The following is a 13,073-nucleotide window of genomic DNA, read 5'->3' as shown; positions in this document are numbered from 1 at the left end:
GACCTTATAATTGAGCGTCTTACTTTAATTAAATATTGCGTGTGATACTGTGATTCATGAAAACGTTAAAATATACAGGAGGTATCTCATGAAGGTTATTGTTATTGGCGCAAGTGGAACTATTGGTAGTAAAGTAGCAGAAAAACTAAAAGAAAATCATCATGAAGTGATTGAAGTAGGAAGTCAATCTGGTGACTATCAGTTGGATATTACGTCTCCAGAACAAATCGAAAAAATGTATAAAGATATTGATAATATTGATGCAATTGTCAGTGCAACAGGCGGTGCTACATTCAAAGCGTTTTCTGAGATTAGCTTAGAAGAAAATAATGTAGCGATTCAAAGTAAGTTATTGGGCCAAATCAATTTAGTATTAATTGGTCAACATTATTTAAATGAAAATGGCAGTTTTACGTTAACATCAGGTATTATGATGGACGATCCTATAAAACTAGGATCTTCAGCAGCAATGGCTAATGGCGGTATCGCAGGTTTTGTGACTTCAGCTGCTGTAGAATTAAAACATGGTTTAAGAATTAATAATGTTAGTCCTAATGTAGTTGAAGAAGCATTAGATAAGTATGGAGAATTCTTTAAAGGATATACAGCAGTACCTGCCGATAAAGTAGCTAATGCATTTATTAAAAGTGTAGAAGGTGCACAAACAGGGCAAACGTATAGAGTGTATTGATTTTATTATAATTAATTATATATTGTTTTGATATTTTATATAAATATGTTAGCATTTCTTCTAGTGAATTGTAATTTATATAAATTGAATTTTAACTTGAGGTAGTTTTAAACTATCTCAAGTTATTTTTTAGAATTATTGTATAAATAGAAAGGTAAGTTTCTTGAATGAATGCACCATGGATTATATTAAAAGAGCACATTATAAATATATATCTAATAAGAAGATTGGCTGAATTTCAAATTAAGATTACAAATAAGAATAATTATTTAGGAGTAGCATGGGAATTGATTAATCCAACAATAAAATCATGATTTATTGGTTTGTTTTTGGATTAGGATTTAGAAGTAATAGAATAATAGAAGGCACACCATTCATTTATTGGTTAATTGTTGGTATTTGTATGTGGTTTTTTATTAATCAAGGTATTTTAGAAGGAACAAAAGCAATTACTGCTAAGTATAATCAAGTTGCGAAAATGAATTTTCCGTTATCCATTTTACCTAGTTATTTAGTGGTAAGTAAATTCTATACTCACTTAATGCTACTATTTATAATTATGTTATTGTGTGCAATAGGTGGATATCTACCAACTATGTATACTATTCAACTTTTAATTTTTGTACCGTATACGTTGATTTTTACAATGGTTATTTCATTATTAACATCTACTTTAGGGATTATTATTAGAGATACACAGATGGTTATTCAAGCATCTATGAGAATAATATTTTTTGTTTCATCAATATTATATTTGCCTACAAACCAAATTGTATTAAATGTAATCAAATTGAATCCTATATACTTTATTGTTGAAGGTTATAGATATTCAATTTTATATCATAAGTGGTTTTTTTCTGATCATTGGAAGTTGATAATATATAATTTGGCATTATTGTTAGTTATTTATATAATAGGGGCTTATTTACATATTAAATATAGAGAAAAGTTTGCTGACTATCTATAAAAATGGTGAATCATAGATTAAATGATTCACCATTTTTATAGATTTTCTTATTCTTTAGGTACATCTTTAAGATCGTATTTGCTTAGGTCAATTTTACCTGCATATTCTTGGTTTTGAGGTGTGTTGTTATCGAAAACTGTCACTTTATTACTATTTTTGTATACAGCAATAATATTTAAACCACCTACACCACGACTGTTATAGTAAGGAATTTCATAATAAGATCCTTTATCAGTAATATGACCAGTTGTTGTTAAATGTTTTGTATCGAAGTCGAATTTTTTAGCAGCAACATTATAAGCATCATTAATCAGTTTTTTAGCATCCTTTGATTGTGCCTTTTGTGTTGCTGGTGCTTTGTCTTGAGCTTGTGTTGTTGAAGCATGAGCAGGTGCAAATGATACGATAGATCCAGTTAAAGCTAAAATTGATAAACTTGTTAAGACTTTACGTTTCATAAAAATCCATCTCCTCTTTGTTTGTTTTTATTTCGTAATCTTAACGTAACATAAACGTAATAATAATATCTAGTGATTTTATAAATAAAATTCTAAAATTTACATTTTCTTTATATATTGAACTTTTAATTAACAAAACATTATAATTATAATCCTAATATAGATGTTGGAAACTTTGATTATGAGAAAAAATATATAAATACAAGGCTAGATAATAAATTTTATTATTAATATAAATTGTACCGTATAAAATGAATTAACTCAGATTATACGGTACTTTATTGTTATTTATTTTGTAGGTCGAGAGGCAATAATTACGTTGATTAGTGCAGTTATTAAATATATTAAGAGTGTGAATATCGCAATGATTTTGATATCAATGACAAAGGCTAAAAATGTGATGACAAATGCAATACCACATATTTTAGGACAGACATTGTTGCTATTTAGATTATTAAATCGTCGTTGTGTTAAGGCAATTTGAGCAATACCCATGATCAACGGGATTAACATCAATATGATTTTCGTGAATACACTAAAGTCTTCTAATAAACCGAAATTGTCATACGATATCGTTACAAAAGTGTATTCAAGAATCAGTATGAGTGTATTGATAATAGTAGGTATCCAAAAACCTTGTCGACTGGTTTCTTCTTGATAATTAAATGAATTAGCCCAAAAGTCAATATAATGATTAACAATGTGGTACTGTTTGGTTTCCATATACTGTCTCCTTATTGATATTTATAAATTGTCGAATGAATGGTCTTTTTGGTCTTTTTCTTGTTTGCCATCATTAGTATTTTGATAGTCTATGATATGATCAGCATCATTATTTTTATCTTTAATAATTTTGGTATCTTTAGGCACTTCAAATAAAGTTAGTTCTAAAATATTTTGATCCTCAACATTGTTATCTGAACTTTGCGCATCACCATCTGGTGTCGCGAATCCCGCAAACGTTTTTCCTTTATATTCAAAAGGTTCAATATCGAAGGATTTAACTTTTGGGAAATTGTTGGCTAAGTCATCGTCATTGATTTTATTGTGATTCGATATCCAATTTGTTTTTTCTTCACCAATATCACCACTCATATCCATTTCTCGTTGGAAATCAGCGAGTTGTACCTCTTCTTTCATTTGCGTATGGTCTTTTGTGTAAAGAATTGTTTTTATTGGAGAAGGTTGATAGTTAATATCAACTTTGTTTTGTGAGTCATTAATCCCTGAATTCATTTCATGTTCTGTTAACTTTGTTAGTTTACGATCAACATCTGGAACAGGGGTTTCAATTAATTGATCAAAAGTGACTTTATTATTCATTTTGTCATTGTAGTTATAACCTTTGCCATTTTTGATATAACCAATATTTGAAATCTCGTATTTTTTTAAACTCTCTTTGGAGTCTTTGATTAAGTCCGTATTTGATACTTCGCTAGTGGTGACCCCTTTTTTAAGAGTGATTACTAATCTGGCATTATGGTCACTTAATAATTGATGTAAAGGTAACTTATGCGTTGCATGATCATCACGCTTTGTTTCTTGCTGAGTTGTATTCATTTTATGTTACTTATTTGATTCATGATGATTGTCTTTGGTGCTGCAAGCTGTTAAGAGTAGTGTTGTACCTAATAAAACAACGATGATTTTTTGCATCTTTCAACAGTCCTTTATTGATTATTTTACTTTTTTAAATTGTGCTTCGTCGTTAGGTGTATCACCAGGTGATTCGATAATTGATAATGTATCATCATCGACTTTGATATAAGCTGTTTCACCAACAAATTTCACTTTCGATAATTCTTTATGATCTTTATCATCTTTAATATCACCTTCGATGGTAGAGCCTTTCATCGTGACTTTAAATTTCTCACCTTTGACATTGATAATATCTCCGTTATCGTTTTGCCATTTACCTTGCGCTTGTTTAGTCGGACCGCTTGAACAAGCGGTTCCGACAACAAGTAATATAGACAGTAAAATTAAAATTTTCTTCATTTCAATATGCTCCTTTATATAGTTTTTAATATATAGTTATTTTGTAATTGGGATAGTTCTTGACTAAAGTTTTTAACTAATATTTCAGGTGAAATCATACGTAGCGATTTACGATACATAAAACAGAGATTAATTGCATCAGCTTTAGGGATAGCAAGCACAACTTTGATGGTCTGACGATTTTTTTGAATGATATAAGTATCATACTGTTTGTTTATTTGACGATATACTTGATAAGTCATTTCATAAGTGACATTGGTCTGTATATAGTCGTCATCAAATGCATTTTTATAAGCAATGTAATAGTTACATGTTGTTTTTTCATATAAAATAGTCTGATTTTGTTCGTTTAAGAATGATTTAATATCTTGAATATCTCGTTGTATCGTACGTGCATTTGTATTGAAAAATTGCGCCATATGTTTTACGTTGACGTGATGATTTGATAATAATTTTTTATAAATATACAGAATTCTTTTTGTTTTGTGCCCCATTGTATTGCGCCCTCCCCAAATACATTATATGGAAATGATTTGTATAAAAATGTCGTTCGTTTCATTTTGTCTATTTGGCTTCAAATATAGTGTTAACAGTGGTTGCATTGAATTTTATAAACATTAAAAAAGAAGAATCACTGACAAAAAATGTCGGTGATTCTTCCATAAGTGCAGGACAAAATACTTATATAAAATGAAATGTTGATACATGACTATTTTATTTATAGGTGTGTAATTAACTTTTGAAAATAGTTCATTACTTCTGTTATAAAACATGATTCTTACCTCCTTCTTTTTATTCAAGTTTTGACCTAAGAAACAATTGAAAATTGTTTCTTTTGCCTTTGAATTTAAGGGTTGATAAAAACTATTGTTAGAGGTGAAAAAACATATGTAAGATGTCTATAAAGCAAGTAGTTTAATAAGAACATTAAGTGCGCTGAGTTTGAAAAACTCAGTGCACTTAATGTTTCAATTAGGATAAATAAGTACTGGAAATTTAATGAATATTTGAGGTTTTTACATTTGTGTTGGAGGTGTCTAAGGGGGGGACATGTAATAATAAGAAAATCATGTAGATATTTGTCGTTATTTAAAAATCCCTTCACTATTTTTAATAGTGGAGGGATTGGTTCACATTATAATTGAACGACTTAGTGAAGTTATTATTTTTCTTTTGTAAAACGTTTGAATGTTAATATTGATCCTAGTCCTAATAATATAGCTGCTACAGAAGAGATAAATGTTGTGTTAGTTTCTTGTCCTGTCGTTGGTAGTGATGCTACTTTGTTTTGGGAATTATTGTTTGCTTGTCTATTATCTGTTTGATGTTGGTTTGTTGTATTTTCTGTATTATTTGTGTTTTGGTTTTGTTCTGAAGTAGTTTGACGGTGTTGTGGATCAATAATATCACCATTAGCATTTACTAAAATATAAGATGGTCCATTGTTTCCTTGCTCTCCAAACATTACTGGTTTATATCCCTTTGGTACGTTTCCACTAACTCTATCATTATCTTCAACCACTAACTCTGAATTTTTATTAATTTGGACATGATGAGAATTTAGATAGTCTTTAGCTGTGTTTTGTAGCTGTGAGTTTGATGAATTATTTTCTGCTGCATTTGCTGAACCAGCTCCTGCAAATAGTAATGTGCCTGCTAGTGTAGTAGTTGCTAAAATGCTTAATTTTTTCAATGAAATCACTCCTCAATTTTATAATTACATTTAGAGTATAAATAAAGAAAATGCAATAATATGTCATCAGATTTATTTTTAATAATTATTTTAATCATTGTATTGATAACGTTCTAAATCTCTTTAATAAAATCGATACAAATATTTATACTGACAGAATATGACGCTATAAAGTATTAATCTTCGTTAAAAAGAATGAATTACAAAAAAACATCAAGATAAACTGGAATAAGAGATGATGAAATACAAATTTTTATGGATTTTTAAGGTAAAAACCCAATCCAAAATGATATATAAGAAACGGAGATTAAAATAAGCTAATAATGTGTGGTGAAAGGAACCATATTGGAATGTATCATAAAAGAATGCAATTTGAGAGTATGAGCGTTGTCTGTTTATATAGATATGAGGATATTACTATAAACAGAAGATATTAGACAAAAAGGCGACCTCTATATTAAATCCATAGAAATCACCTTTTTATGTCAGTTAGAAAATTTTATTGTTAAAATGAGTTATTTTTCAGTTTCGCTAGAATATACAATGTGTGTGTCTATACGTTGAGGAATATCTGCTAATAATTCCATAATCTCATTTGTTTCGTCTTCAGTACTAGGTTTAGAGTAGTGATTGTCTTTAGCTTCATCACTTCTGAAAAATTCAAAGGCTAATAAAACATCATTATCTTCATCTGAACGACATAAAACCCAATCAGTAGGATCATCGATGCCCAATTCTTCTAAATGTTTAGCTTTTAAACATAAATCGAACAATTCCTGACCTCTACCTTCCTTAGCTTTCATTTTAATAACAACACCAGGTTGGTTATAAAATAGTCTTTTATCTTCCATAATTATTACCTCCTTTTTTAGCATTTTAGCAATTACTAATGAGAGAACCTAATAAATTGATTTATTTCAATTAATTACTTTAATCACCAATTGTAAATTTATGAATAAAAGGAAATAATGTGATTTAAAAGTATCAATATTGTATAGTGGGATTAACAATAAGACATATTAATAGGAGTATATATATGAGACAAAAAGTATTAATAACTGGCGCAAATAAGGGGATTGGTTTTGAAACGGCAAAACAACTAGGTGACAAAGGTTGGACGATATTATTAGGTGCACGTAATGAAGAAAGAGGTCGTGCTGCCGTTAAGACACTCGAAAATAAAGGTATAACAGCTGAATGGATACAAATTGATTTAAATAATATTGATACCATACATGCAGCCGCTGATTATATAGCAACACAACATTCTGATTTGAAAGCATTGATTAATAATGCGGGTATTTCAGGCAATATGAACGCATCACCACTGGATGTTGAACTTGATGAATTAAGGGAACTGGCAGAGGTCAATTTCTTTGGTAATTTCGAAATGATTAAGACATTTACACCTATTTTAGCTAAAAATCACGGAAGAATATTAAATTTAACGATACCTTTGAATCCTAATAGCTTTTTCCATCCATTTAGTTATATTGCAACTAAATCTCCATTAAATTCGATGATTAAATTATTCGGTAGACATTTTAAGAAAAATAAAATACCGGTTGAAATATTTGGTGTAATGCCTGGAGGTATTACGACAGACCTGAATAATCATCAAAAAGGATTTTTAATGCGTTCAGTAAATGAAGGCGCGCAATCCATAGTGAAAGTATTAACAGACAACCATAATCATAATGGTAAAATTTTATTAAGATTGATGCCATTTAAAATATTCAAATAAAGGGACACCATCATATCGGTGCCCCTTTTTATTAACTAATAATGACATATGAAAGACCTGTTAAAGTAAGGGTCAATACAGTAGTTAAAATAACGATTGTTAAGATTTTTTCTTTAAACGATACAGGTTTCAATCCAATAAATACAGTTAAGGTAAAGAAAAATAAACTTGCTATTAAATAGAAGATAAAAAGTATAAATATAAAACCACTTGGATTATTGAATAACTCTTGATATTGATCCATGAAAGGAACTCCTTAAATTAGAAAGATATTTTCAATATAACAAACATAACCATTAGTTATCTAATTTATCAATCTATATAGTATAAAATTAATAAAAAACTTTACCAAAATGTAAATAAAAAATTAAAGATGTTTAAGGATTATATGATAAAATTAATTAACAGTTATTTTTTTGAATCTATAAGTGAGGGAAATACTTATAGAGGTGATTTTTTTGAAAAATAATAATTCTAAAAGACAGTTTAGTATTCGAAAATTTACAATAGGTGTTGTATCAATTGTAGCTGGTATTACATTTTTTGTTTCAGAACATGACGTTCAAGCTGCTGAGCAACAATCCTCCCACTTATCACAAGAATCAGTTCTTTCTCACTCAAAGCCTTCCGACCAAGATGCTAATGTGTCTTCAAAAGAATCGGAAATCGACAAAAATATTAATAAAGTAGACGACGCGCAGTCTTATTCTCAACAAAATGAGCAACAATCCTCAAAAGCCGAAAATAAGGAAATACAGAATTCAACACAAGCAGAACAAGTTGAAAAACAGGAACAACCTGCTTCTAATCAGACGGCTAATCACTCTTCAAAAGAGTCCTCCATTAATAATCAGGAAAGTCATAACAAACAGCAACCTAGTGATGACAAAACACCTAATATCAAACCAGAAAAAATTGAAAAAGTAGATAATCATAAGCGTATTCAAGATCAGTATCAAGATAAAAACAAGCAGGTTGATAATAATCAATCTAACAATTCGCAATTAAACCAAAAAGAACATCCCAATTCATCAAATAATAAACAACAAAAGCAACGTCTAGATGTTAAACCACAAAACGATAACCAACAATTACAATCTCGAAATGATGTAAAAGAAAAATTAGATAACCAGCCAATTGAGTAAAAAGATACCAAGCTGCAAAGTAACAATAAAAGCAAAGACAACACAACTTCTGTAAAGTCACACAGCCAACAACATAAACCGCATTCATTAAAGACCCAATCCCATTTAACTCCAGGTCAAAAAGTTAACACAAATATTTCTACTAACCCAACACAACAACAAACTACAAATCAGAATATTAAACCTAAAAATACAGATGAAGCTACTATCAAAAGTAATCAATATAAAAACAAATATCCGGTAGTGCTAGTACATGGATTTTTAGGTTTAGTGGGTGACAATGCACCAGCTTTGTATCCTAATTATTGGGGTGGTACGAAATTCCCAGTTAAGAAACGATTAGAGAAACTAGGTTATGACGTGCATGAAGCGAGTGTCGGTGCTTTTAGTAGTAACTATGACCGCGCTGTAGAACTGTATCATTATATTAAAGGTGGAAAAGTAGATTATGGTGCAGCACATGCTGCTAAAACGGGACATGATAGATATGGTAAATTTTATCAAGGGATTATGCCAGATTGGGAGCCAGGTAAAAAGATTCATTTAATAGGTCATAGTATGGGCGGTCAAACGATACGTCTGCTTGAGCATTTTTTAAGACATGGTAATCAAGAAGAAATAGATTATCAAAAAGCACATGGTGGTGAGATTTCTCCTTTATTTACAGGTGGGAAAGATAATATGATTTCATCAATCACAACTTTAGCGACCCCACATAATGGCACACCAGCTGCAGATAAACTTGGTAATACTGATTTTGTAAAAGGTGTATTTAATAGAATAGGTCGCTTAAGTGGAAATAAATATTCTCATATTGATCTCGGATTTTCACAATGGGGATTCAAACAACGTCCAGATGAAAGTTACATTGATTATGTGAAACGAGTTGCAAATAGTAAGATTTGGAAGACTCAAGATAGTGCAGTCTATGATTTGACGACTGAAGGTTCTGAGAAGCTAAATCAGATGACATCAATTAATCCTAATATTGTTTATACATCTTATACGGGACTAGATACACATACAGGACCATTAGGTAATGAGAATCCTAATATTAGACAATTTTTCTTATTTGATTTAACAAGTAGGTTAATTGGTAGAGATGATAATGTAAATGTAAGAAAAAATGACGGTATTGTGCCAGTGTCATCTTCATTATTCCCTACAAATCAAGCCGCTAAGACGGTAGGGATGACTTCCCCAACTACAGATAAAGGTATTTGGCAGGTCAAACCAGTGATGAATGGTTGGGATCATTTAGATTTTGTGGGATTAGATGCAACAGATTATAAGCGTATAGGTGAAGAATTAAGTCAATTTTATTTAGGAATTATCAATAATTTAATTAGAATTGAAGACATAGATGGTATAAAACATTAAAAAAACAGTGTGTGCTCAATATTGGGCACACACTGTTCTACTTTATTTATTGTTTTTCATCACGACGTTTTAAGACATAGGCGCCACCAAGTAATCCGATTGGGATACCGGCTATCGGTGTTAAGGCGCTACTTAATACTATAACGATTAACGTTAACATAATGACGTTGAAAACATTAACGTTTAAATTTTTCAAATCCTCGTATGATTGTTTAATTAAATCTTTAAATTTCATGATAAATTTCTCCTTATATTTTTTATTTAAATAATGACTAAATGGCTTTTTTAATAACTCGACTAGAATGTAAGAATCCTATTAGTGCGAATGCAAAGTAGACAATCGTGTACACAATCATCACGATAATGATGGTAGTGTATGACACGTTTCCCATTAATTTCATAAAAGCAATTGCAGCAAATAAAGCATGTAATAATGCGATAATGAGTGGTAGGCCAAAGTTGAAAATGATTTTTAAAGTTAGCCCTTTTAACATGTCACGATGAGTAAAGCCTATGCGATTTAATATACGGAAATGATCAATTTCATCTTCAGTTTCATCTATCTGTTTAATATAAATAATACAACCCGCAGCAATTAAAAATGATAAACCGAGGAATGATGTAACAAATACTAAAATACCATTGGTCGCATCTAAGTCCTTTTTAATTTCATTTTGTGATTGAATATTAGGATCAATTGATCTTGCAATGTGTGTGGCTTGTTTCATATCTTGATGATGGTCAAGACTAATACCGTATATATTGTGTGTGATATCAGCTGTCTTTAATTTATTAAATTCGGCACGACTGACTTCAATAGCTGGCATATTAGATGTGAGATCAAGTGGCAGTATTTTATTTTTATCCTCTTTAGTCACTTTAAAAGTTTGTTGTTGCTTACCTTTTACAGTTACCGTTTGATTAATATGAATCTCCATAATACCAGGTGTATTTTTCGTATTTGTAATAATTGCGTCAGTACCCTTCAGATTGTCGTTTGGTACAAGTACGTTGTGTATTGCCATACTTTTACTATCATTTTTTAATGTCAAAACCTTATCTTTTACTGATTTAGGAGATATAGATTCATACGTTTTGGTATGATAGTTGATATGATTTTTCTCCAATTGTTTTTTAAATAATTGAGCTTGCTTTTCAGTTGATAAGTTAAAATCTTGAGGTGCTATAGATTTAAAAGTATTGTTACTATTTTCTTGTGTAATTGTAGCGAAACAAAGTACAGAAACGGTAACAGCAGAAATAACTGCAATAATAGTTAGAGACATCGCATTTTTCTTCATTCTATGCATAATTGAAGCGGTGAATACGACATCTGTAATAGTGACATGGCCATGTTTAAAATGTTTAATTGATTTAAAAATCAGTGATACAGTACTTCGGAAAAATAAATAAGTACCTACGACAGTTAGAAATAATATAATAAACGGTGATGTCATAGATAATGTTAATTGTTTAAAAGTACCGAACATTTCTGTAGCCATGTAATAACCTAAAGCAATCATCCCAATACCTAACAATCCACTGATTAATTCTAAAAAGGTAATTTTAACTTTAGTGGCCTCAGTCTGACGGCGGTCTTTCATTAATGCTAAAATACTACGCTTTTTTAAGAATATATAGCTTTGGAATAAGATAAGTGTAAAAGCAATGATTAATAGCAATAATGTTAAAGATAAAGCCATAGGTTCGAAACTAATAGTCAATTTGATTGTTAAATGCATTAATTTTGATGCGATATACAATAAAAGTTGAGAACCAAATATGCCTATCATCACACCTAGTACACCAGTGATTAGAAATATTGTTAGTTGTTCAATACATAGCATTCTTAAAATATTACTACGTGTTAAGCCTATAAGTTGAAATAAGGCAAACTCTTGTGTACGCCTTTTAATAAATAAATGATTCGCGTACATCAAGAAAATCACGATAATGATAAATAGAAATACTGACCCCACAGAGGCGCCTTTTTTAATAATTGCCAAAGCATTATTATTATTAATACTGTGTGTGAATTGCAAAGTGGTAAAGCTAAAATACAAGATGATACTTAAAAGCAATGAAAATAAATAAATACCATAATGTTTGATATTCATTCGCAAATTTTTAAGTGTGATTTGATTAAATGACATGAGTCACACCACCTAAAGAAGATTGAAGTTGAATGATATTTTCATAAAAGGCTTGTTTACTATCTTCTCCTTGGTTAATTTCAGAATGAATATTGCCATCTTTTAACATAATGACACGCTTTGCAAAGCTAGCTGCAACTGGATCATGTGTGACCATTATGATAGTGGATTGAAATTTTCGATTCATTTCTTCAAGACGATTTAATAAATCTTGTGCACTTTTAGAGTCTAGCGCACCAGTAGGTTCATCGGCGAAAATGATTTTAGGTTGATGTACGAATGCACGTGCAGCTGCAGTACGTTGTTGTTGACCACCAGATATTTCATTTGGATATTTTTGGCTTAAATCATAAATGCCTAACGCATCAGTAACCTCTTTATAATGTTGCTCCATTTCCTTCTTACTATGTTGTTGAACAGATAAAGGCAACATAATATTTTCCTTAACTGTTAACGTTGGTAGAACACTATAATCTTGAAAGATAAAGCCTAATGACGTCTTGCGAAATTGTGCAAGTTGTTTATTTTTTAATTGAGTTATATTGTGACCGTCAACAATCACAGAACCACTCGAAATAGTATCAATTGAACTTAAGACATTTAGAAGGGTTGTTTTACCGGATCCTGATGGCCCCATAATGGCAATAAATTCACCCTTTTCAACTGAAAAATTAATATCTTTAAGTGCTTGATATTGCTTCTTCTTGCCATAAATTTTTGATAATTGATTGACCTGTAAGATTGACATGTTATCACTCCTTATTTGCTTATATCTTTATTTTAGAAGTGATCTGTCATTCTAGCCTTTATCTAATCTTACAAATCATCGCCCTAAACTTACAGC

General features: G+C 30.3%; 13 protein-coding genes and 2 pseudogenes. 4 read left to right on the top strand and 11 right to left on the bottom strand.

Going from position 1 to position 13,073, the window contains the following annotated elements; translation table 11 throughout:
• Positions 1–88 precede the first annotated feature (88 nt).
• Together P7F85_RS12095 and P7F85_RS12090 are read left to right on the top strand one after the other, a co-directional pair.
• Positions 89–691: a short chain dehydrogenase gene (locus P7F85_RS12095; RefSeq protein WP_002465917.1), complete on the top strand. Its 603-nt coding sequence runs from the start codon at positions 89–91 to the stop codon at positions 689–691.
• 167 nt (positions 692–858) lie between these two features.
• A pseudogene (locus tag P7F85_RS12090) lies at positions 859–1,658 on the top strand (ABC transporter permease).
• Between the two features lie 47 nt (positions 1,659–1,705).
• Here the strand turns inward: P7F85_RS12090 and P7F85_RS12085 are convergent.
• The 7 genes from P7F85_RS12085 to P7F85_RS12055 form a co-directional block, all read right to left on the bottom strand.
• Positions 1,706–2,116, bottom strand: coding sequence for a hypothetical protein (locus tag P7F85_RS12085; protein ID WP_015365420.1), 411 nt, complete (start codon positions 2,114–2,116; stop codon positions 1,706–1,708).
• A gap of 288 nt (positions 2,117–2,404) precedes the next feature.
• Entirely contained in the window at positions 2,405–2,839 is a 435-nt protein-coding gene (locus tag P7F85_RS12080) for a hypothetical protein (RefSeq protein ID WP_002466335.1), read from the bottom strand.
• Between the two features lie 21 nt (positions 2,840–2,860).
• Entirely contained in the window at positions 2,861–3,676 is an 816-nt protein-coding gene (locus P7F85_RS12075) for a hypothetical protein (RefSeq protein ID WP_230623124.1), read from the bottom strand.
• Between the two features lie 117 nt (positions 3,677–3,793).
• A complete protein-coding gene (locus P7F85_RS12070; RefSeq protein WP_002466321.1) occupies positions 3,794–4,114 on the bottom strand; it encodes a hypothetical protein in 321 nt (106 codons plus the stop codon).
• 14 nt (positions 4,115–4,128) lie between these two features.
• On the bottom strand, positions 4,129–4,608 hold the full coding sequence (locus P7F85_RS12065) for an HTH domain-containing protein (RefSeq protein ID WP_002466327.1): 480 nt from the start codon (positions 4,606–4,608) through the stop codon (positions 4,129–4,131).
• A gap of 668 nt (positions 4,609–5,276) precedes the next feature.
• Positions 5,277–5,816, bottom strand: coding sequence for an LPXTG cell wall anchor domain-containing protein (locus P7F85_RS12060; RefSeq protein ID WP_227701697.1), 540 nt, complete (start codon positions 5,814–5,816; stop codon positions 5,277–5,279).
• A 506-nt stretch (positions 5,817–6,322) separates the two neighbouring features.
• Complete coding sequence (locus P7F85_RS12055; protein WP_002466328.1) at positions 6,323–6,658, bottom strand: hypothetical protein; 336 nt, start codon at positions 6,656–6,658, stop codon at positions 6,323–6,325.
• A 185-nt stretch (positions 6,659–6,843) separates the two neighbouring features.
• On the opposite strand from P7F85_RS12055, the gene P7F85_RS12050 reads away from it, so the two are divergent.
• On the top strand, positions 6,844–7,551 hold the full coding sequence (locus P7F85_RS12050; protein ID WP_002466342.1) for an SDR family NAD(P)-dependent oxidoreductase: 708 nt from the start codon (positions 6,844–6,846) through the stop codon (positions 7,549–7,551).
• 31 nt (positions 7,552–7,582) lie between these two features.
• On the opposite strand, the gene P7F85_RS12045 is transcribed toward P7F85_RS12050, so the two are convergent.
• A complete protein-coding gene (locus P7F85_RS12045) occupies positions 7,583–7,795 on the bottom strand; it encodes a hypothetical protein (protein WP_002466341.1) in 213 nt (70 codons plus the stop codon).
• Between the two features lie 214 nt (positions 7,796–8,009).
• Here P7F85_RS12045 and lip point away from each other — a divergent pair.
• Positions 8,010–10,076: pseudogene (gene lip, locus P7F85_RS12040) on the top strand (YSIRK-targeted triacylglycerol lipase).
• A gap of 46 nt (positions 10,077–10,122) precedes the next feature.
• Here lip and P7F85_RS12035 read toward each other — a convergent pair.
• Genes P7F85_RS12035 through P7F85_RS12025 form a run of 3 tightly spaced genes read right to left on the bottom strand, consistent with a single transcriptional unit; the run spans position 10,123 to position 12,977 of the window.
• Positions 10,123–10,311 (bottom strand): VraH family peptide resistance protein, encoded by a 189-nt coding sequence (locus tag P7F85_RS12035; protein WP_002451605.1) that lies wholly within the window; start codon positions 10,309–10,311, stop codon positions 10,123–10,125.
• A 37-nt stretch (positions 10,312–10,348) separates the two neighbouring features.
• Complete coding sequence (locus tag P7F85_RS12030; RefSeq protein ID WP_046464471.1) at positions 10,349–12,229, bottom strand: FtsX-like permease family protein; 1,881 nt, start codon at positions 12,227–12,229, stop codon at positions 10,349–10,351.
• Positions 12,219–12,977 carry an ABC transporter ATP-binding protein gene (locus P7F85_RS12025; RefSeq protein ID WP_002466310.1) on the bottom strand — a complete coding sequence of 253 codons (759 nt, stop codon included), beginning with the start codon at positions 12,975–12,977 and terminating at the stop codon, positions 12,219–12,221. Before P7F85_RS12025 ends, P7F85_RS12030 begins: the two co-directional genes overlap by 11 nt.
• Between the last annotated feature and the right edge of the window lie 96 nt (positions 12,978–13,073).

Source organism: Staphylococcus sp. aM, from assembly GCF_052975125.1.
This window is presented reverse-complemented; position numbering and strand designations above follow the sequence as displayed.